This is a genomic window from Pseudomonas sp. FBCC-B545 (assembly GCF_059134095.1).
This window is the reverse complement of the sequence record NZ_CP101441.1, coordinates 4,852,705-4,872,045: the sequence shown is the minus strand read 5'-3', so window position 1 is coordinate 4,872,045 and position 19,341 is coordinate 4,852,705. Positions and strand designations below refer to the sequence as shown.

At 60.7% G+C, this 19,341-nt stretch carries 18 protein-coding genes; 12 read left to right on the top strand and 6 right to left on the bottom strand.

Features of this window, described 5'->3' with window-relative positions; genetic code table 11:
* Positions 1-111: 111 nt before the first annotated feature.
* From ppc to NMB39_RS22540, 7 genes are all read left to right on the top strand, one after another.
* Positions 112-2,739 carry a phosphoenolpyruvate carboxylase gene (gene ppc, locus NMB39_RS22570; protein WP_494340044.1) on the top strand — a complete coding sequence of 876 codons (2,628 nt, stop codon included), beginning with the start codon at positions 112-114 and terminating at the stop codon, positions 2,737-2,739.
* 281 nt (positions 2,740-3,020) lie between these two features.
* The gene (adk, locus tag NMB39_RS22565) at positions 3,021-3,668 is read left to right on the top strand and encodes an adenylate kinase (protein WP_057021888.1); all 648 of its coding nucleotides are present in this window, start codon (positions 3,021-3,023) and stop codon (positions 3,666-3,668) included.
* 91 nt (positions 3,669-3,759) lie between these two features.
* Complete coding sequence (gene tsaB, locus NMB39_RS22560; protein ID WP_057021889.1) at positions 3,760-4,446, top strand: tRNA (adenosine(37)-N6)-threonylcarbamoyltransferase complex dimerization subunit type 1 TsaB; 687 nt, start codon at positions 3,760-3,762, stop codon at positions 4,444-4,446.
* 160 nt (positions 4,447-4,606) lie between these two features.
* Complete coding sequence (locus tag NMB39_RS22555; protein WP_046071261.1) at positions 4,607-4,909, top strand: hypothetical protein; 303 nt, start codon at positions 4,607-4,609, stop codon at positions 4,907-4,909.
* Entirely contained in the window at positions 4,909-5,769 is an 861-nt protein-coding gene (locus NMB39_RS22550; protein ID WP_494340045.1) for a DUF72 domain-containing protein, read from the top strand. The genes NMB39_RS22555 and NMB39_RS22550 overlap by 1 nt, the downstream gene beginning before the upstream one ends.
* Positions 5,770-5,796: 27 nt before the next feature.
* Positions 5,797-6,624 carry an isocitrate lyase/PEP mutase family protein gene (locus NMB39_RS22545; protein WP_057021891.1) on the top strand — a complete coding sequence of 276 codons (828 nt, stop codon included), beginning with the start codon at positions 5,797-5,799 and terminating at the stop codon, positions 6,622-6,624.
* A gap of 3 nt (positions 6,625-6,627) precedes the next feature.
* Complete coding sequence (locus NMB39_RS22540; protein WP_057021892.1) at positions 6,628-7,326, top strand: extensin-like domain-containing protein; 699 nt, start codon at positions 6,628-6,630, stop codon at positions 7,324-7,326.
* 3 nt (positions 7,327-7,329) lie between these two features.
* Here the strand turns inward: NMB39_RS22540 and NMB39_RS22535 are convergent, their stop codons facing one another.
* Positions 7,330-7,950: a hypothetical protein gene (locus NMB39_RS22535; RefSeq protein ID WP_057021893.1), complete on the bottom strand. Its 621-nt coding sequence runs from the start codon at positions 7,948-7,950 to the stop codon at positions 7,330-7,332.
* A gap of 96 nt (positions 7,951-8,046) precedes the next feature.
* Here NMB39_RS22535 and NMB39_RS22530 point away from each other — a divergent pair, with 96 nt between their 5' ends.
* Positions 8,047-8,829: a class I SAM-dependent methyltransferase gene (locus tag NMB39_RS22530; RefSeq protein WP_494340046.1), complete on the top strand. Its 783-nt coding sequence runs from the start codon at positions 8,047-8,049 to the stop codon at positions 8,827-8,829.
* A 39-nt stretch (positions 8,830-8,868) separates the two neighbouring features.
* On the opposite strand, the gene NMB39_RS22525 is transcribed toward NMB39_RS22530, so the two are convergent.
* A complete protein-coding gene (locus NMB39_RS22525; RefSeq protein WP_057021895.1) occupies positions 8,869-9,504 on the bottom strand; it encodes a TetR/AcrR family transcriptional regulator in 636 nt (211 codons plus the stop codon).
* Positions 9,505-9,597: 93 nt separating this feature from the next.
* Here NMB39_RS22525 and NMB39_RS22520 point away from each other — a divergent pair, with 93 nt between their 5' ends.
* From NMB39_RS22520 to NMB39_RS22510, 3 genes are all read left to right on the top strand, one after another.
* Positions 9,598-10,698, top strand: coding sequence for an efflux RND transporter periplasmic adaptor subunit (locus tag NMB39_RS22520; RefSeq protein ID WP_057021896.1), 1,101 nt, complete (start codon positions 9,598-9,600; stop codon positions 10,696-10,698).
* A 4-nt stretch (positions 10,699-10,702) separates the two neighbouring features.
* Positions 10,703-13,768, top strand: coding sequence for an efflux RND transporter permease subunit (locus NMB39_RS22515; RefSeq protein WP_057021897.1), 3,066 nt, complete (start codon positions 10,703-10,705; stop codon positions 13,766-13,768).
* Positions 13,769-13,910: 142 nt separating this feature from the next.
* Positions 13,911-14,147 carry a hypothetical protein gene (locus NMB39_RS22510; protein ID WP_057021898.1) on the top strand — a complete coding sequence of 79 codons (237 nt, stop codon included), beginning with the start codon at positions 13,911-13,913 and terminating at the stop codon, positions 14,145-14,147.
* 589 nt (positions 14,148-14,736) lie between these two features.
* Here NMB39_RS22510 and NMB39_RS22505 read toward each other — a convergent pair.
* The 3 genes from NMB39_RS22505 to plsB are packed head-to-tail and all read right to left on the bottom strand — an operon-like array spanning position 14,737 to position 18,426.
* On the bottom strand, positions 14,737-15,426 hold the full coding sequence (locus NMB39_RS22505; protein WP_057021899.1) for a DUF4197 domain-containing protein: 690 nt from the start codon (positions 15,424-15,426) through the stop codon (positions 14,737-14,739).
* Between the two features lie 27 nt (positions 15,427-15,453).
* Positions 15,454-15,855, bottom strand: coding sequence for a YbaY family lipoprotein (locus NMB39_RS22500; protein WP_057021900.1), 402 nt, complete (start codon positions 15,853-15,855; stop codon positions 15,454-15,456).
* 51 nt (positions 15,856-15,906) lie between these two features.
* The gene (gene plsB / locus NMB39_RS22495; RefSeq protein WP_057021901.1) at positions 15,907-18,426 is read right to left on the bottom strand and encodes a glycerol-3-phosphate 1-O-acyltransferase PlsB; all 2,520 of its coding nucleotides are present in this window, start codon (positions 18,424-18,426) and stop codon (positions 15,907-15,909) included.
* Between the two features lie 181 nt (positions 18,427-18,607).
* Between plsB and NMB39_RS22490 the strand changes: the two genes are divergently transcribed.
* The gene (locus tag NMB39_RS22490; protein WP_003219353.1) at positions 18,608-18,817 is read left to right on the top strand and encodes a cold-shock protein; all 210 of its coding nucleotides are present in this window, start codon (positions 18,608-18,610) and stop codon (positions 18,815-18,817) included.
* 133 nt (positions 18,818-18,950) lie between these two features.
* On the opposite strand, the gene NMB39_RS22485 is transcribed toward NMB39_RS22490, so the two are convergent.
* Entirely contained in the window at positions 18,951-19,328 is a 378-nt protein-coding gene (locus tag NMB39_RS22485) for a hypothetical protein (protein ID WP_367236026.1), read from the bottom strand.
* Positions 19,329-19,341: the final 13 nt, after the last annotated feature.

Here is a 19,341-nt window from a genome sequence, read left to right as displayed (position 1 = left end):
AGCTGTCAGCCACAAGGTTTAAAGTCGTTTGCGTTCGGCCTTGTCAGATACCGACGCGGGCGGCACTCTGGAACACCTGCGCGTCCCGGATTTCTGGCTGGAGATTGGCTGATGAGTGATATCGATGCACGCTTGCGTGAGGATGTTCACCTGCTGGGTGAGCTGTTGGGCAACACCATTCGAGAGCAGTACGGCGATGATTTCCTCGATAAGATCGAGCAGATCCGCAAAGGCGCCAAGGCCGACCGTCGCGGCGCCGGCGATGAACTGAGCACCCGTCTCAACCAGCTGCAGGAAGACGAATTGCTGCCCGTGGCCCGGGCCTTCAACCAGTTTCTCAACCTGGCCAACATTGCCGAGCAATATCAGTTGATTCATCGGCGCGATGAGTCGCAACCCGCGCCGTTCGAATCCCGAGTCTTGCCGGAGTTGCTGGCCCGCCTGCAAGGCGAGGGGCACAGCAATGAATCCCTGGCCCGCCAGTTGGCACGGTTGGAGATTGAGCTGGTGCTCACCGCCCACCCCACTGAAGTGGCTCGCCGCACCCTGATCCAGAAATACGATGCAATCGCCGCGCAACTGGCCTTGCAGGATCACCGTGACCTCACCAGTGCCGAGCGCGAGCAGATCCGCACACGCCTGCAACGACTGATCGCCGAAGCCTGGCATACCGAGGAAATCCGCCGGGTCCGGCCCACCCCGGTAGACGAAGCCAAATGGGGCTTTGCGGTCATCGAGCATTCGCTGTGGCACGCCATCCCCAATTACCTGCGCAAGGCTGACCAGGCCCTGTTTGCCGCTACCGGGCTGCGCCTGCCCCTGGAGGCAGCGCCGATTCGCTTTGCATCGTGGATGGGCGGCGACCGTGACGGCAACCCGAATGTCACCGCGCCGGTCACCCGCGAAGTGCTGTTGTTGGCACGCTGGATGGCGGCTGACTTGTATTTGCGCGACATCGACCACCTGGCCTCCGAGTTGTCGATGCAACAAGCCAGCCCGGCGTTGCAGGCCAAGGTTGGCGACAGCGTCGAGCCCTATCGCGCGTTGCTCAAGCAACTGCGTGAGCGCCTGCGTGCGACGCGCCAGTGGGCTCACACCTCGTTGACCGCCTACACGGCGGCGCCTGCCGAGGTGTTGCAGGACAACCGCGACCTGCTGGACCCATTGGAGTTGTGCTACCAGTCGCTGCATGAATGCGGCATGGGCGTGATTGCCGATGGCCCGCTGCTCGACTGCCTGCGACGCGCCGTGACCTTCGGCCTGTTCCTGGTGCGCCTGGACGTGCGCCAGGATTCCAGCCGCCATTGCTCGGCCCTGACTGAAATCACCGATTACCTGGGGCTGGGCTGTTATGAGGACTGGGACGAAGACGCCCGCATCAGCTTCCTCACACAGGAGCTGGCCAATCGTCGTCCGTTGCTGCCGGGCTATTTCAAACCGTCGGCGGACACTGCCGAAGTGTTGAATACCTGCAAGGAAATTGCTGCCGCACCAGCGGCATCATTAGGTTCGTACGTTATCTCCATGGCGGGCGCCGCGTCGGATGTGCTGGCGGTGCAGTTGCTGCTCAAAGAATCGGGTGTACAACGGCCGATGCGCGTGGTGCCGCTGTTCGAGACCCTGGCCGACCTGGATAACGCCGGGCCGGTGATGGAGCGGCTGTTGCAACTGCCGGGCTATCGCGCAAGGTTGCAGGGCCCACAGGAAGTGATGATCGGCTATTCGGATTCGGCCAAGGACGCTGGCACCACAGCCGCGGCCTGGGCGCAGTACCGGGCGCAGGAGCGGTTGGTGGATATTTGCCGCGAGCAGCAGGTGGAGCTGCTGCTGTTCCACGGTCGTGGCGGCACGGTCGGCCGTGGCGGCGGCCCGGCTCACGCGGCGATCCTGTCGCAGCCACCGGGCTCGGTGGCGGGGCGCTTCCGTACGACTGAACAAGGCGAGATGATTCGCTTCAAATTCGGCCTGCCGGATATTGCCGAACAAAACCTCAACCTCTACCTGGCCGCCGTGCTGGAAGCGACGTTGTTGCCGCCGCCACCACCGGAGCCGGCCTGGCGTCATTTGATGGATGAGTTGGCGGCCGACGGGGTCAGCGCTTACCGTGCCGTGGTGCGGGAAAATCCGCAGTTCGTCGAATACTTCCGCCAGTCCACCCCGGAGCAGGAGTTGGGACGTTTGCCCCTGGGCAGCCGCCCGGCCAAGCGCCGGGCCGGCGGTATTGAAAGCCTGCGCGCCATCCCGTGGATCTTCGGCTGGACCCAGACGCGCCTTATGCTGCCCGCCTGGCTTGGTTGGGAAGCGGCATTGAGTAAGGCGCTGGAACGGGGTGAAGGCCCGTTGCTGGGACAGATGCGTGAACGGTGGCCGTTCTTCCGCACGCGCATCGACATGCTGGAAATGGTGCTGGCCAAGGCGGATGCCGATATTGCCCGTCTATATGATGAGCGTCTGGTGCAGGCGGACCTGCTGCCATTGGGTGCGCACTTACGCGACCTATTGTCGCAGGCGTGTGGCGTGGTGCTTGGTCTGACCGGGCAGTCCCAGCTGCTGGCCCATAGCCCCGACACCCTGGAGTTCATTCGTCTTCGCAACACCTACCTCGACCCTTTGCACTTGTTGCAGGCCGAGTTGCTGGCACGTTCGCGTCAACAGGAGGCGGCGCAAGACAGCCCTCTGGAACAGGCGCTGCTGGTGTCCGTCGCCGGTATTGCCGCCGGTTTGCGCAACACCGGTTGAGGTTTCTTGCGTGTTCTCAACGGCTTGCGGATAAACCCCGATGACCGCCCTGAAAAGGGCGGTCATCGTTTGAGGGGGCGGGTTGCGCTCAGGCACACCCCGTCGCATGACGCATGCCGGGCGTGGGTTTCTCCTACTTTTGGCGGCTTGTATGGTAAGGGCCCGCTGTGTATCTTGATCAGCCTTTGGCCGTTTGATCGGCCTGGAACCACATTTTTACGAGATTGGCCCCACGCGGCGAATCCGAGCGTCATCTCTATAAAAAATTGAGGAGCACATCGATGCGCGTCATTCTGCTGGGAGCTCCCGGGGCCGGTAAAGGTACTCAGGCAAAGTTCATCACTGAAAAATTCGGCATTCCACAAATCTCCACCGGCGACATGCTGCGTGCGGCCGTCAAGGCTGGCACCGAGCTGGGCCTGATCGCCAAGAGTGTGATGGACAGCGGCGGCCTGGTCTCCGATGACCTGATCATCAACCTGGTCAAGGAACGCATCAGCCAGGACGATTGCAAGAACGGTTTCCTGTTCGACGGCTTCCCACGCACCATTCCCCAGGCTGAAGCCCTGGTGAAGGCGGGCGTGGAGCTGGACGCCGTGGTCGAAATCGCGGTTGAAGATGAAGAAATCGTCCAGCGTATTGCCGGCCGTCGTGTTCACGAAGGCTCCGGCCGCGTGTATCACGTCGTCTACAACCCGCCGAAAGTGGAAGGCAAGGACGATGTTACCGGCGAAGACCTGGTGCAGCGTAAAGACGACACCGAAGAAACCGTGCGTCATCGCCTGTCGGTCTACCACTCCCAGACCAAGCCGCTGGTGGATTTCTACCAGAAGCTGTCAGCAGCCCAAGGCAAGCCGAAGTACAGCCATATCCCAGGCGTGGGCTCGGTAGAAGCCATCACCGCCAAGGTGTTGCAAGCATTGAGCTGATCCTGCCATCGGCTTTACGTACAACGGCCCGCTTGCGGGCCGTTGTTGTTTATACTGGCGCACTTTTTTCCCGACCTGGACACCTACACCGATGAGCACCCTGCTGGCCCTGGACACCGCGACTGAAGCTTGCTCCGTTGCCTTGCTGCACGATGGCAAGGTAACGAGCCACTACGAGGTGATCCCGCGCCTGCATGCGCAGAAGCTGTTGCCGATGATCAAGCAGTTGCTTGAAGACGCCGGCACCACCCTGGCGTGTGTGGATGCCATCGCCTTCGGTCGTGGCCCGGGTGCCTTTACCGGTGTGCGTATTGCCATCGGCGTGGTGCAGGGCCTGGCCTTTGCATTGGAGCGTCCGGTATTGCCGGTGTCCAACCTCGCCGTGCTGGCCCAGCGCGCATTGCGTGAACATGGCGCCACGCAAGTGGCGGCGGCGATCGATGCGCGCATGGATGAAGTCTATTGGGGTTGCTACCGCGAGACCGCCGGCGAAATGCGCCTGGTGGGTGTGGAAGCGGTACAGGCGCCGCAAGCGGTGACATTACCGGATGACGTCAGTGGGGATTGGTTTGGTGCCGGCACGGGCTGGGGTTATGGCGAACGCATCAAGGTGCAGTTGGCAGGACGGGACGCTGCGATGTTGCCCCACGCCGAAGATTTGCTGGCATTGGCACGGTTCGCGTTCGAGCGCGGCGAGGCCATTGCGGCAGATCAGGCTGCACCTGTTTACCTGCGCGATAAAGTGGCGCAGACCAAGGCCGAACGCGGAATTATTTGACGCCAAGAATGTAGGCATTCGGTGGCAAATTTCGCCAATCGTCAGAATTTGCCGCAGTTTTTAAACCTTTTACGAATTATGTGTTCTAGTTATCACCAGAGCATTTGCGCACCACGGAAAGTGCCGCTAAATTGCCATCATTGATACCGAGTCTGCATGTATGCGTATAGACGGCTTTTCCTCACAGTCCTACCCACTCAAGCGTAAGCCGCGCAAGGCCAACGTGACGGTAGATGATTCGGTCGAGGATTCGCCGGACTTCATCGAAGTCCACTCTGAGTCGCCCTCCCGCGCCCAAAGTGCTGGAGGCGCCCGTACCAGCGGCGTTCCCGCCCGTCAGCAAGACATGGTCTTCCCCCGCTCCATGAGCAAAAGCGTTGCCACCGCCTTGGCCAGTTACCTGACCACTGCCGGTTTTGTCGAGTGGGATATGGAAGTTCTGGGTCTCGATATCCATATCTGATGGGGTTGCCTTACTACATCGGCTGCCCGTCCTGGAGTGAAAACGCCTGGCGCGAATACCTGTATCCCCTGGATGCTCGTTCCGGCGATTACCTCGGGCTCTACTCCCAGGTCTTCAACGCTGTTGAAGGCAATACCACATTCTATGCTCGCCCCTCGACCGCCACAGTACAGCGCTGGGCTGAAATCATGCCCGATGACTTTCGCTTCACCGCCAAATTTCCCGGGGATATCAGCCATGCCGGCGACTTGCGTGAGCAATTGCCGGCGGCCGAAAGTTTTGTCGGGCTGATGAGCCCTCTGGGTGCGCGCGTTTCGCCGCTGTGGCTGCAACTCTCCAAGGGTTTTACACCGCAACGCCTCGCTGAGCTGGCCGGGTTCCTTGATGGTATTGATCGTCCGCTGGCCGTGGAAGTCAGGCATGAGCAGTTCTTCGCCAAGGGCGACGCCGAACGCATGCTCAACCGCCTTTTACGTGACCGTGGCGTCGAGCGCATCTGCCTGGATCCCCGTGCCCTGTTCAGCTGCACCTCCACGTCGGCGGCGGTTCTGCATGCCCAGGCAAAAAAGCCCAGGGTGCCACCGCGCCCGGCGGCGCTGACCCAGTTTCCCCAGGTGCGTTTTATCGGCCATCCGCAGCTTGAGGCCAACGACCCGTTCCTGATCCCGTGGGTGGAAAAGATCGCCAGCTGGATCGAAGAGGGGCGTACGCCCTACATGTTCCTGCACACCTCGGATAACTGCCTCGCCGCACAACTGGCCCTGCGCTTTCACGCCAAGCTGATGGCGCGCCTGCCCGGCTTGCCGCCGCTGCCCACCTTGCATCGAGCGCCCGAAGCGGAGCAACTGGGGTTACTCTAAGGCTCCTTTTCTCGCCAGGAGTCAGTCATGGATGCCCAAACCCTACGCGCCGAAACCTTCAAGGCCCTGCATGAACGTGACCGCGCGTTTGTGATGCCCAACCCCTGGGATGCGGGCTCCGCGATCATGCTCGCCAGCCTGGGCTTCGAGGCGCTGGCCACCACCAGCGCGGGTTATGCATTCAGCCTGGGGCGGCCGGATTCGCAGGGCGCCCTGACCCTCGAGGACACCCTGCTCAATGCTGCAATGATCGCCAACGCCACCACGCTGCCGGTCGCGGCGGACTTGGAAAACGGCTTCAGTGATACGCCCGAAGGCTGCGCCCAGGCCATCTTGCGGGCGGCGGCCAGCGGGATTGTTGGTGGCTCCATCGAAGATGCCACGGGCATTGCCGTAGACCCGATCTATCCCTTCGATCTGGCGGTTGAACGTGTGGAGGCCGCCGTCGCCGCTGCCCGCAGTTTGCCATTCCCCTTCACCTTGACCGCCCGCGCAGAAAATCTCCTGCATGGCCGCCTCGATCTGCCCGACACCCTTCGGCGCCTTCAGGCCTTTGCCGAAGCCGGTGCCGACGTGCTTTATGCCCCGGGCTTGCGCAGTGCCGAAGAGGTGCTGGCAGTGGTCAAGGCGGTGGCGCCCAAACCCGTGAATGTGTTGATGTCCGGTGGCCTTAAGCTCAGCGTGGGGCAATTGAATGCGATGGGCGTCAAGCGCATCAGTGTCGGCTCGGCCATGGCGTTGGCGGCGTATGGCGAGTTCTACCGTGCGGCGCAGGAAGTCCATGAGCGAGGTACCTTCACCTTTACTGAGCGTTCGATGCCTTATGGCCAGGCCACTCAATTCTTCAAGGATTGAACCGTGGGCTGGATAAAAGCGCTGGGTGCGCTGCTATTGCTGACGGGCATATCTGCGCTGGCTGTCTGGCGGGGCTGGGTGCCGATGCCGGCTGAATGGAATCCCTGGGCACCTTTGGATGTGCGCGCCAGCCCGAACCTGCTGACGCGCTACAAGCTCAGCCGTTTGCAAGATGATCCGGCGCTGTGTGACCAGGTATTGCAAACCTCCGGCCTGCGGGTAAGTCGCCAGGCGGACACCGCAGCCGATGCGGCGTGCCCCTTGCGCAATATCTTGCGGGTGCAGGGCGCTGACGTCGTCTTGAGCAGCAGCTTTCTCGCCAGTTGCCCGCTGGCCGTGGCGTTCGCCTTGTTCGAGCGCCACAGCCTGCAACCGGCGGCCCAGGCGATTTTTGGCCAACGGGTGAGTCGCGTCGAGCATTTGGGCAGCTTTGCCTGTCGCAATGTCTACAACCGAGCCGAAGGGCGACTTAGCCAGCACGCCTCGGCCAATGCCCTGGACATCGCCGGTTTTCGCCTGGCGGATGGGCGCAGCATCAGTGTGCTCAAGGATTGGCCGGGGGAGGGTGACAGTGCGCGTTTCCTGCGCCAGGTACGCGATGGCGCTTGTGATGATTTCAACGTGGTATTGAGCCCGGACTACAACGCAGCGCATCGCAACCACTTTCATCTGGATATGGGACGCTGGTGGGTATGTCGCTGAGGTTTAAGCGGCCAGGCGCAGGTTTTGGGTAACCAGCGGGCGTGCCCAGTAGTAGTCGAAATCCAAGGCTTTTTGTTGTGCCACGAGCTCTTCTTCAGGGTACGGCGCAGCAGCTGGTGGCAACAGATCCAGTTCGAACTCGGCAATCGGCAAATGCAGTGGGCGTGGCTGCGGCGCCGGGCCAGGCGCTGGCAGCGGTTGGCCGGCGTTCAGGACAATCGGGCGTACCCAGCCACTGTCGAAATCCTGCAGGCGCTGCTGGGCGATGATTTCGTCTTCCGGGAACGGTGTCGCGGCCGGTGGCAGTAGCTCGGTTTCGAATTCGGCTATCGGCAGGAACAGCGGCTCGGGCGGCGCGATCTCGGTGTCTTTGACCTCGCACTCGCGTTGGGTGAGGATCTGCGACAACAGGTCGGCGCCTTCACTGGGCTCAACCGCTGGGTCCAGCGGTGCTGGCGCCTTGGCGGCCAGCGCCTGCGGCGTTTCACCGAGCTGCTCGGCCAATGCCCGGGCGAAGAAGTCCTGCCACACATGACTCACCCCGGCCAGCGCTTGGGTATTGCGCAGGCCGTAGTGGTTGTGGGTCGGCAGTACACCGATGGTTAGAGGAAGAATGTCTGACATTTTTCTCGGTCGTCGCTCAGCTCTGGCAAAATACCTGACTGTTGTTTTTATCGGCCGTTTTTGGCCGATCCTTAATATTTTCGAGCGTAGCGATTGATGAACGAACAACCAGCGGCCAGCCGCATCCAGGTCGAGGCGTTGGCCGACAGTTTCCAGGCCCGCGCCGAGCAGTGGGCTGCGCTGCTGGGCTTGCCCCTGCAGGTGGTGGATGCGGATTTTTCCCTGCAAGTCGGGGAACAGGGCCTGCAACTGCAACAGCTTGGGCCTGATGCGCCGGGGCCCGTGCGGGTCGACTTTGTCGAAGGAGGCGCGGCGCACCGGCGTCTATATGGCGGTGGCAGCGGGCAAATGATCGCCAAGGCCGTGGGCATCGCCCAAGGCGTGCGGCCCCGGGTACTGGACGCCACGGCCGGCTTGGGCAAGGATGCGTTCGTACTCGCCAGCCTGGGGTGCGAGATGAGCCTGATCGAGCGCCAGCCGTTGATCGGCGCCTTGCTCGAAGACGGTCTGGCACGCGCTGCGCAAGATGTTGAAGTGGCACCGATTGTGGCGCGCATGCAGTTGCTCAAGGGCAACTCTATCGACGTGATGCTCAATTGGGAGGGTGAGCCGCCGCAGGTGATCTACCTGGATCCGATGTTTCCGCACCGTGAGAAAACTGCTCTGGTGAAGAAGGAAATGCGCCTGTTCCGGCCGCTGGTAGGCGATGATCCGGATGCACCGGCGTTGCTCGTGGCTGCCCTGGCGCTGGCCAGCCACCGCGTGGTGGTCAAGCGCCCGCGCAAGGCGCCTTGCATTGACGGGCCGAAGCCGAGCCATGCATTGGATGGTAAATCCAGCCGTTATGACATCTATGCTAAAAAAGCCCTGAAACCCTGAGGCTGGTCGTTCCCACGCAGGCGCGTGGGGCCGATGGGTTCAGGGCCTGAACGCGCGCATAAACAACCTCACCACCTCCTGCACATGTTCCTCGGCCTCTACGGCGCTCAGTTGCCCGCCGCAGCCATACAACAAGCGAAAATTCGCCGTGCCCTTGAGCAGGCAAAAGAAGTGTTCGGCTGCCTTGAATGGTTTATCGATGCGCAGGGCACCGCTCTGGTCAATCTTGCCGAGCAGGCGCTCCATGCCTTGCAGCATGCGCATGGGGCCGGCCTCGAAGAAGATTTGTGAGAGTTTCACGTCCTGATTGCCGGTGGTCATCATCAGGCGATGCAGGTTCACCGACTCCTCGCTGTTGATCAGCCGATGGAAGCCCCGGGCGATGTTCAACAGCACAGTCTCGACGGGCATGCCTGCGGGTAGCTCGAAGTACATCACCGGCAATTGCTCTTCACACTTGGCCACCACCGCGGCAGTGAACAACGTCTCTTTGTCGGTGAAATGGCTGTATACGGTGAGTTTCGATACGCCGGCCGCCAGGGCGACGGCATCCATGCTGGTGTTCGCGTAACCGTTGCTCAAGAACAGGGACTTCGCCGCTTCGAGGATTGCCCGGCGTTTTGCCATGTCCTTGGGACGCCCGGGGCTGGCGGTGTTCACAGGATTGTCGGACATTTTTACCTTTAATACTGGACTGGAGAGTTTGGTATTAATAACATACCGGCCAGTATAATTATTCCTAGCTCTATTTGCGAAAGGTCCTTCAGCATGCGCAGCGCCGTCCTGCCCCTTGCTTTGCCTGTCAGCCTGGTCTTCCTGTTGGCCGCCTGCGGCCATGAAGAAGCGACCCCAACCAGCGTCCGCCCAGCCATGGTGGTACAACCGCAACCCTCGGCGCAGGCAATGGACAGTTACCCTGGCGAGGTGCGTGCCCGTTATGAGCCAGACCTGGCCTTTCGCATCGGTGGCAAAGTCAGCAAGCGCCTGGTGGAGGAGGGGGAGCGGGTCAAAACCAATCAGCCGCTTGCCGAACTCGACCCCCAGGATGTGCGCCTGCAACTGGAAGCCACCCGTGCCCAAGTGGCTGCCGCCGAGGCCAACCTGAGCCTGGTGCGCGCAGAGCGTGATCGCTACAAGACCCTGATGGATCGTCAGATGGTCAGCCGTTCGCAGTACGACAATTCCGAAAACCTCTACCGAGCGGGTGAAGCACGCCTGAAGCAGATCAAGGCCGAGCACGAGGTCTCGAGCAATCAGGCCGGTTATGCTGTGCTGCGTGCGCCTCAGGACGGAGTGGTCGCCAAGCGTGCGGTGGAAGTGGGACAAGTGGTTTCTGCTGGCCAGACTGTGTTCACCCTGGCCACCGATGGCGAGCGTGAGGTGTTGATCAGCCTGCCCGAACATGGCTTTGGTCGTTTCAAGATTGGCCAAGCGGTGTCGGTGGAGTTGTGGAGCCAGCCGGATCAACGCTTCGCCGGGCGCATTCGTGAGCTGTCACCTGCCGCCGACCCGAAATCACGTACCTTCGCCGCTCGCGTGGCCTTCACGGGTGGCAAAGTACCCGCCGAGCTGGGCCAAAGTGCCCGTGTGTTCATACAAGCTGACGGTGTCATCCCACTGTCGGTGCCGCTGTCTGCCCTCAGCGCCGAGAATGGCGCGTCCTACGTCTGGCGCGTACAGCCGGACAACACGCTTGAGCGCACCCCGGTGCGCATTGGCGCCTTCGGTGAAAAAACCGTGCCGGTACTGGAAGGCTTGACCCCCACCGACTGGGTGGTTGCCGCAGGCGTGCATGTGCTCCATGAGGGCCAGCAAGTGCGCCCGGTGGATCGCTCCAACCGTGTGGTGAATCTGGCGGCCAAGGAGTAGTCCCATGGGTTTCAATCTCTCCGAATGGGCGTTGCGTAATCGCCAGATCGTGCTGTTCCTGATGATCCTGCTGGCGGTGGTCGGCACCTTGTCCTACACCAAGCTGGGGCAAAGCGAAGACCCGCCCTTTACCTTCAAGGCCATGGTGATCAAGACCAACTGGCCCGGCGCCACGGCCCAGGAAGTGTCGCGCCAGGTCACCGAGCGCATCGAGAAAAAACTGATGGAGACCGGTGAGTACGAGCGCATCGTGTCCTTCTCGCGCCCCGGTGAATCACAGGTGACCTTCATGGCTCGCGATTCGATGCCCTCGGCACGGATCCCTGAGCTGTGGTACCAGGTGCGCAAAAAAATCAGCGACATCCGCCAGACCTTGCCGCCGGACATCCAGGGGCCATTTTTCAACGATGAATTCGGCACCACTTTCGGCAACATCTATGCGCTGACCGGCGACGGCTTTGACTATGCCGTGCTCAAGGACTACGCCGACCGCATCCAGATTCAACTGCAGCGGGTACCGGACGTAGGCAAGGTCGAGCTGCTTGGCCTACAGGACGAGAAGATCTGGATCGAGCTGTCCAACCTCAAGCTCGCCACCCTCGGGTTGCCATTGGCAGCGGTACAGCAGGCGTTGCAGGAACAAAATGCGGTCTCGACCGCCGGTTTCTTTGAAACCCCGAGCGAGCGCGTGCAGTTGCGGGTATCGGGCAATTTCAAAACCGTGGAGGAAATCCGCAACTTCCCGATCCGTGTGGGGGATCGCACCTTCCGCATCGGTGATGTGGCCGACATCCACCGTGGCTTCAATGACCCTCCGGCACCGCGCATGCGTTATATGGGCGCAGACGCCATCGGCCTGGCCGTGGCCATGCGCGACGGCGGCGATATTCTGGTACTGGGTAAAGCCCTGGAAGGTGAATTCGCACGCTTGCAGAAGAACCTTCCAGCAGGCATGGAGCTGCGCAAGGTGTCAGACCAGCCGGCCGCGGTGAAGACCAGCGTCGGCGAATTTGTCCAGGTACTGGCCGAAGCATTGGCGATTGTATTGCTGGTGAGTTTTTTCTCCCTGGGGGTGCGCACCGGCATGGTGGTCGCCCTGGCGATTCCGCTGGTACTGGCGATGACCTTTGCCACCATGTATTACCTCGGCATCGGCCTGCACAAGATTTCCCTCGGCGCCCTGGTCCTGGCCCTGGGCTTGCTGGTGGACGACGCGATCATCGCCGTGGAAATGATGGCGATCAAAATGGAACAGGGCTACGACCGCCTCAAGGCTGCCAGCTTCGCCTGGACCAGCACCGCGTTCCCCATGCTCACCGGTACGTTGATCACGGCGGCGGGCTTCCTGCCGATTGCCACCGCGCAATCGAGCACCGGCGAATACACCCGTTCGATCTTCCAGGTGGTGACCATCGCCTTGCTGGCTTCCTGGGTGGCCGCCGTGGTGTTCGTACCCTATCTGGGGGAAAAGCTCTTGCCGGACCTGGCAAAGATTCATGCGGCCAAGCATGGCGCCGATGGTCCTGATCCCTACGGCACGCCTTTCTACCAGCGCGTAAGACGTTTGGTGGAGTGGTGCGTACGTCGGCGTAAGACGGTCATCGTCCTGACCCTGCTGCTGTTCATCGGCTCGGTTGCGTTGTTCCGCTTCGTGCCGCAACAGTTCTTCCCGGCGTCCGGGCGCCTGGAGCTGATGGTCGATCTGAAACTGGCCGAAGGCGCCTCCCTGAGCAACACCGCCGACCAGGTCAAGCGCCTGGAGGCGTTGCTCAAGGAACACGCCGGCATCAATAACTACGTGGCTTATGTGGGCACCGGTTCGCCGCGCTTTTACCTGCCTTTGGACCAGCAATTGCCGGCCGCCAGCTTTGCGCAATTCGTGGTGCTGGCTAACACCATCGAGGAACGTGAAAGCCTGCGCACCTGGCTGATCGAAACCCTCAACGAGCAATTCCCCGACCTGCGCTCGCGGGTCACCCGCCTGGAGAACGGCCCGCCCGTGGGTTACCCGGTGCAGTTTCGCGTGACTGGCGAGCACATTGAAGAAGTTCGCGCCCTGGCCCGCAAAGTGGCGGCCAAGGTGCGCGAAAACGCCCATGTGGTCAACGTGCACCTGGATTGGGAAGAACCGAGCAAAATCGTCTACCTGAACATCGACCAGGACCGTGCGCGTGCCCTCGGCGTGAGCACCGCCAACCTGTCGAAGTTCCTGCAGAGTTCCTTGACCGGTTCCAGTGTCAGCCAATACCGGGAGGACAATGAATTGATCGAAATCCTCCTGCGCGGCACTGTCCATGAGCGTACCGAGTTGTCGCTGCTGCCAAGCCTGGCGGTGCCTACCGACAATGGTAAAAGCGTGGCGCTCTCGCAAATCGCCACCCTCGAGTACGGTTTTGAAGAGGGCATTATCTGGCACCGCAACCGCCTGCCGACGGTGACGGTGCGCGCTGATATCTACGGCAAGGAACAACCGGCGACATTGGTCCAGCAGATCCTGCCGACCCTCGCACAGGTGCGTGCCGAACTGCCGGACGGCTACCTGCTGGACGTGGGCGGCACAGTTGAAGACTCCGCTCGTGGGCAGAACTCGGTGAAGGCGGGCGTGCCGCTGTTTATTGTGGTGGTGCTGACGTTGCTGATGCTGCAGTTACGCAGCTTCTCACGCACGGCGATGGTCTTCCTTACCGCGCCGTTGGGGTTGATTGGCGTCACCCTGTTTCTGCTGGTATTCCGCCAACCCTTCGGTTTCGTCGCCATGCTCGGCACCATCGCCTTGTCGGGGATGATCATGCGCAACTCGGTGATCCTGGTCGACCAGATCGAGCAGGACATCAAGGCCGGCCTGGCGCCCTGGCAGGCGATCATCGAAGCCACTGTCCGGCGTTTTCGCCCCATTGTGCTGACGGCCCTGGCGGCCGTGCTGGCGATGATTCCGCTGTCGCGTAGCGTGTTCTTCGGGCCGATGGCCGTAGCGATCATGGGCGGATTGATTGTAGCGACGGCGTTGACGCTGCTGTTCTTGCCGGCGCTGTACGCAGCATGGTTCAGAATCAGGAAGGATGGGGTGTAAATCTGCGAATGTTTTGGTAAGCCGGGCGGGAACCTTTTTTTCACGCTTGCCACATATGGTTACCTGTTCGACAGGTATTTAATCCGGTCGATTTTTATCGCCAGGATCAAGTTTCCAGAACATTCATAGAGGTGGAACTGAGATGCTACTACAAGCATTGGGTAACTTTTATACCGGGATCGGCATGCTGCTGGGGGGGGGACTGCCTCACAAACATTTGCATAATGACTCAGTCAGCCGGCGTGAGCTGACTGAGGCGCTCGCATCCTTCAAATATGACCATTCACAGCCTAAGGGCAATATCACAATCAACAACAGCATTGCCAATGCCAATGCCAATGCCAATAGCAACACCCAAATGGGACGCTCAATGCATTGAGTGAGCCTCTGTAACTTTTGTCATTGAGTAATCGCAAACACTTCGCGCCCCGCGAAGTGTTTGCCGTTTACGATCAAGCAATGCTCCATGGGCCAGGCTGTTGGCTGGTTATCCACGCTGATTTACATGCTGATGCAAACACCCAGCAGCTCAGTTGGAACGCCTGCGCCTGTTTCCCCGACTCAGAAATGCCTGATGGACAGGCAGAAGACTTGGCATCGCCATCTAGGCGGCCAAGCCGTTTTCAATGAGTATATGGAGTTCTACATGTCGTTTTTTAATGCCATTGCAGCTTTCAAAGGGGCGTTTCTCGGGGCTTTGCTAGGTAATCATTTTCCCCGTGATGACGTTGGCACCACCCGACCCTACAGGCCTGATGAAGGGGCTTCGGGCCATCATCGTCCCCACTTCAGCCACACCCGACCCGTGACGACATACCAGCATCAACAACCGGTCAGCGGCTATCACTCGCCCCACAGACCCTTGTACCCGCTTTTTCGTTGATCCATTAGTGGGCGTTGCCTGAAACAACCGCGCCAAGGCCGTTAGAAGCGGCCTTGGCGCAGTGGTAAACAGGTGCAGTTGAGGGTTACAGCGCCCCAAACACCTTTTTCGCCAGACTGGTTGCTGCAGCGGCCGGATTCTTGCGAATGGTCTCTTCCTGTTGCGCAATCATCTTGAACAAACCATCCAGGGCTTGCTCGGTCACGTAGTTTTCGACGTTGGCGCTCTTGGCATCCACGGCGCCGAAAGCTGCGGCCTTGCCGGCCAGGGCGTTGTACTGCTGGGCCACGCCGACCTTGTCGGTGGCGGCCTTGACGATGGGCAGGAACTTGGCGCGGATTTCCTCTCGGCTGCTTTTGTTCAGGTATTGAGTGGCGGAGTCCTGACCACCACTGAGAATGCCCTTGGCGTCGGTCACACTCATCTTCTTCACGGCGTTGACCAGAATCGGCTGGGCCTGGGTCACGGCGGTTTCAGCCGCCGCGTTCATGCTGGTTTCCAGCTGCGTGACCTGGTCACCCATGCCAAACATTTTCAGCTTGTCGGCGACTTTGCCGAGTTTGCCCGGCAGGCCGATTTTCACTTCCGGGTTGTCGCTGAAACCACCGGGTTTACCCAGTTGTTTCACGGCGATCTGCGCACCCTGAGTCAAGGCATCCTTGAGGCCACCGCTGGCGTCGCCCTGGGACAGGCTACCGAGATCCAGGGCCATTGCATTGGCACCGAACACCAATCCGGCGCACAGGGCGGTAAGGCGAAGAGTTTTACGAAGCATGGGCGCTTCCTTATGACGTGGGAGTGATCAGTGTGCGACCGCATCAACCCGCAGGCGCAGCGGTTGGGGATCCTGGCCATTGAGTTGCACGGTGTGCCGCTCAGTGGTGATAAACAGTAGCTTGCCGTCCAGCTCGATGCGAGCGCTCACCGAGTAGGTGTGGCCGGGCTTGACCTGGGCCGGGTCATAGCTCAGGTGAAACGGCAGCGGCACCTGGCCTTTGACCGGGCCTTTCTGTTCGGCAAGGGTCACGGCCGGAGCGTCCATCAGGGACACGTCTTGCAGGCTGACACTCAGTGTGGCGGCAGGCGGCAGGGCAATGCGTTGCAGGTAGAACACTTCGCCGTCGAGGCTGGCCTTCGGGGTAGGGGTCATCGAGTGGCAGGCTCCGAGCAGGGCAGTCAGGCCCAGGAGGATGATCTTTTTCATAGTGCAGCTCCTTTTCAACGGCGCCGGAATCCGCCCGGCGCCTCAGTCAATCTAGCGGCTTTCTTTAGGGGGCACCGCATCCGCTTCGGGCGATGCCTCGGCGGCGCCATCCACGCGGTGCAAGGCGACCTGGCGGATCGACAAGCGGATATCGGCCGGCAGCACGCGTTTGGCCGCGCCTTCGGCCAGTTCGCCAAGCAGGTCGTGATAGCCCAGTTTGCCCGCTTCATCGCGGCGCAGCACGTCTTGCTCCAGCAACGTCTGGATGAAATGTCGGAAAAGACTCTTGTCGAAGAATTCCGGGGCGTTGAGGCCGTGCAGGATCGACAGGCGCTGGGCCATGATCGTGCACAGGTCTTCCAACTCTTCGGCGCTGATGCTGTTCTGGCCACTGTTGAGCAGCAGCGAGATCGCCATATAGAAGCGCTGCAGGGTCTGGGCGATGCTCTTGGACAGTAGCGTCAGCAGCACAAACTGCCGCGAACTCGGGGCCGGGCGCAGGTACACGTTGTTTTCGAAGCGCAGCAGGCCTTGTTCGACGAACGCGTCCAGCCATTGGTCGACCACTGTGTCCAACTCCTCCAGCGACCAGCGGATGAACAGCTCCGATTGCAGGTACGGGTAGAGCGCGCGGGTGTAGCGCAGGATCTGTTCGCGGCTCATCCGCGAGCTGCTTTGGAAGAAGCTCGCAAGCAACGCCGGCAGGGCAAAAATGTGCAGCACGTTGTTGCGGTAGTAGGTCATCAGGACGGCGTTCTGTTCGTCCAGGTAGACGATCTTGCCCAGGGCGTCGCTCTGTTCCGACAGCAGCTTCATGTCCTTGACGTGCTTGATCAGCGCCAGGCCATTGCCTTCCGGCAGGGTGGTATGGGGCGAGTAGGGCACGCGGCGCAACAGCGCCAGGTACAGGTCCAACTGGCGCGCCATGGCTTGCTCATCCAGGGCCAGGCGGGTGGTCGACAGCAGTGCCAGGGCCACCAGGTTCACCGGGTTGATCGCTGCAGCTTCGTTCAAGTGCCGCGCCACCTGTTCGCCGAGGCGGTTGGTGGTTTCGTTGAGCCAGGCCGGCTTGTAGTTCGGGCCCAGTTCCTGGGCGCGCCAATCCGGTTGTTCGGCGTCGAGGAATTCGGCCAGCTTGATCGGTTCGCCGAAGTTGACGGCGACTTGGCCAAAGCGCTGCTTGAGAGCGCCGACCACTTTGAAAATATCGAAGATCGATTCTTTCTTCTTGCTCGCGCCGCGCAGTTCGCCCAGGTAGGTGCGGCCTTCGAGCACACGTTCATAGCCGATATACACCGGCACGAACACGATTGGCATGCGCGAGGAGCGCAGGAAGCTGCGCAGGGTAATCGCCAGCATCCCGGTTTTCGGTTGCAGCATGCGCCCGGTGCGCGAACGGCCGCCTTCGACGAAATACTCCACCGGGAAACCCTTGGTGAACAGGGTATGCAGGTATTCATTGAATACCGAGGTGTACAGCGGGTTGCCCTTGAAGGTGCGGCGCATGAAAAACGCCCCGCCACGGCGCAGCAGGCTGCCGATCACCGGCATGTTGAGGTTGATCCCGGCGGCGATGTGCGGTGGGGTCAGGCCATTCTTGAACAGCAGGTAAGACAGCAGCAGGTAGTCGATATGGCTGCGGTGGCAAGGTACATAGATCACCTCGTAGCCTTGGGCGACCTTCTGCACGCCTTCGATGTTGTTGACCTTGATGCCGTCGTAGATCTTGTTCCAGAACCAGCTCAGTACCACTTCCAGGAAGCGGATCGCGGTATAGGTGTAGTCCGAGGCAATCTCGTTGCCATAGCGCAGGGCCTGGGCCTTGGCTTTTTCCGGGCTGATCTTCTCCCGTTCAGCCTCATCCAGGATGGCCTGGCGGACCAGCGGCATATTGACCAGGCCCTTCACCAGGTTACGTCGGTGGGACAAGTCTGGGCCGATCACCGCAGTCTTCAGGTTACGAAAGTGCACACGCAGGATGCGCTGGGCCATGCGCACGGTACGTTCATGCCCTTTATTGTGCTCGATCAATTCGCGCAGGTTGATAGGCGCGGAGAATTGCACCCGGGTCTTGCGCCCGAGGATCAGGATGCTCAACAACCGACGCAGGCGCCCGGTGACGGCCCAGCTGTCGGCAAATAGCAATTTCCACGGGCTGGACTCGCTTTCCGGGGATTGTCCCCAGAACACGCTGACCGGAATGATTTGTGCATTCTCTTCGGCGTGTTCGGTAAGGGTGTTGACCAGGCGCGTCAGGGCAGGCGGCGTACCGCGCTTGTCCTGGCGACCGAGCCAGTCCGGATCCGGCGTGAGGTAGAAAAACGCCGCGGGCTCCAGCAACGGCCCCACCGAGACCGGCAGCACCGGGCGCGGCAGGCCGGCCTTGGTGCACTCGGCATCGACCACGGCCAACTCGGTGAGGGAGGGTGATTGCAGGACGTAGAAAACCGGCCGGCTGCGGTCCAGGTTAAGGGTTAGGGACGACTGGTTGATCGTCTCCGAGCGAACCCAGAGGTACAACAGTCGGCGCAAGGTGCCAAACACCAGACGGCGGAACGGGGAGCGGGTCATAGGCGAACTGCTTCAAGTGGAAAAAAAACCGAGCAGGCGCTCGGGCGGGTAGTGTGCCGTATTCGCCGAAAATCGGCAAAAAAGCAGCGATGTAAACTTGAGTTGATGGTTTTTGAGCCTGTCTTATACTCGGCAGTTCAAATAAGCGACTCAATAATAAAAACCAAGTGGGAGTGAACTGATGGCAACGCGCGAAACCGGCAATGTGAAGTGGTTCAACGATGCAAAAGGCTACGGCTTTATTCAACGGGAAGATGGCAAGGATGTGTTTGTGCACTACCGCGCCATTCGCGGTGAAGGCCACCGTTCGTTGGCCGAAGGCCAGCAGGTGGAGTATGCCGTGGTGACGGGTGAGAAGGGCTTGCAGGCCGAGGATGTGGTCGGTTTGTAAGTTCACCACTGAACCAATGTGGGAGGGGGCTTGCTCCAGATGGCAGAGTATCAGTCAATGTATTCAGTGACTGACCCACCGCTATCGGGAGCAAGCCCCCTCCCACACTTTTGATTGGGTTTATAGATCAGGATCAGGTGGTCTTCCAGGTGATCTGCTCTTCACCGTCTACGCTGATGCGAATCCAGGTGTCGGCACTTTCCTCACCTTCCTCCTCAACCCACGTCCCCGGTGCACAGCGCACTTCGACGTTCAGCGCGGCGAACGCAGCGCGGGCGCAGGCGATGTCGTCTTCCCACGGGGTCTGGTCGCTTTCCAGGTACAGGCTGTTCCACTTGCCGACGGCTTTCGGCAGCCAGGTGACCGGCACGCTGCCGGCCTTGCACTTGTAGGTCTGGCCTTTCTGGACCCACTCGGTGCACGGGCCCAGGGCGGCGCCGAGCCAGGCGGCGATGGCCTTGTGATCGACGTCGGCGTCTTTCAGGTAAATCTCAATATCGGGTTGGCGCATGGATGTTCCTCGT

Bases quoted from the DNA above. Each gene is read 5' to 3' on its own strand.
- NMB39_RS22525 (WP_057021895.1), bottom strand. From the start codon at position 9,504: ATGTCCGACAATCCTGTGAACACCGCCAGCCCCGGGCGTCCCAAGGAC.
- NMB39_RS22510 (WP_057021898.1), top strand. From the start codon at position 13,911: ATGCTACTACAAGCATTGGGTAACTTTTATACCGGGATCGGCATGCTG.
- NMB39_RS22530 (WP_494340046.1), top strand. From the start codon at position 8,047: ATGAACGAACAACCAGCGGCCAGCCGCATCCAGGTCGAGGCGTTGGCC.
- NMB39_RS22490 (WP_003219353.1), top strand. From the start codon at position 18,608: ATGGCAACGCGCGAAACCGGCAATGTGAAGTGGTTCAACGATGCAAAA.
- NMB39_RS22555 (WP_046071261.1), top strand. From the start codon at position 4,607: ATGCGTATAGACGGCTTTTCCTCACAGTCCTACCCACTCAAGCGTAAG.
- NMB39_RS22485 (WP_367236026.1), bottom strand. From the start codon at position 19,328: ATGCGCCAACCCGATATTGAGATTTACCTGAAAGACGCCGACGTCGAT.
- NMB39_RS22500 (WP_057021900.1), bottom strand. From the start codon at position 15,855: ATGAAAAAGATCATCCTCCTGGGCCTGACTGCCCTGCTCGGAGCCTGC.
- tsaB (WP_057021889.1), top strand. From the start codon at position 3,760: ATGAGCACCCTGCTGGCCCTGGACACCGCGACTGAAGCTTGCTCCGTT.
- NMB39_RS22550 (WP_494340045.1), top strand. From the start codon at position 4,909: ATGGGGTTGCCTTACTACATCGGCTGCCCGTCCTGGAGTGAAAACGCC.
- adk (WP_057021888.1), top strand. From the start codon at position 3,021: ATGCGCGTCATTCTGCTGGGAGCTCCCGGGGCCGGTAAAGGTACTCAG.
- NMB39_RS22545 (WP_057021891.1), top strand. From the start codon at position 5,797: ATGGATGCCCAAACCCTACGCGCCGAAACCTTCAAGGCCCTGCATGAA.
- NMB39_RS22535 (WP_057021893.1), bottom strand. From the start codon at position 7,950: ATGTCAGACATTCTTCCTCTAACCATCGGTGTACTGCCGACCCACAAC.
- NMB39_RS22520 (WP_057021896.1), top strand. From the start codon at position 9,598: ATGCGCAGCGCCGTCCTGCCCCTTGCTTTGCCTGTCAGCCTGGTCTTC.
- NMB39_RS22505 (WP_057021899.1), bottom strand. From the start codon at position 15,426: ATGCTTCGTAAAACTCTTCGCCTTACCGCCCTGTGCGCCGGATTGGTG.
- plsB (WP_057021901.1), bottom strand. From the start codon at position 18,426: ATGACCCGCTCCCCGTTCCGCCGTCTGGTGTTTGGCACCTTGCGCCGA.
- NMB39_RS22515 (WP_057021897.1), top strand. From the start codon at position 10,703: ATGGGTTTCAATCTCTCCGAATGGGCGTTGCGTAATCGCCAGATCGTG.
- ppc (WP_494340044.1), top strand. From the start codon at position 112: ATGAGTGATATCGATGCACGCTTGCGTGAGGATGTTCACCTGCTGGGT.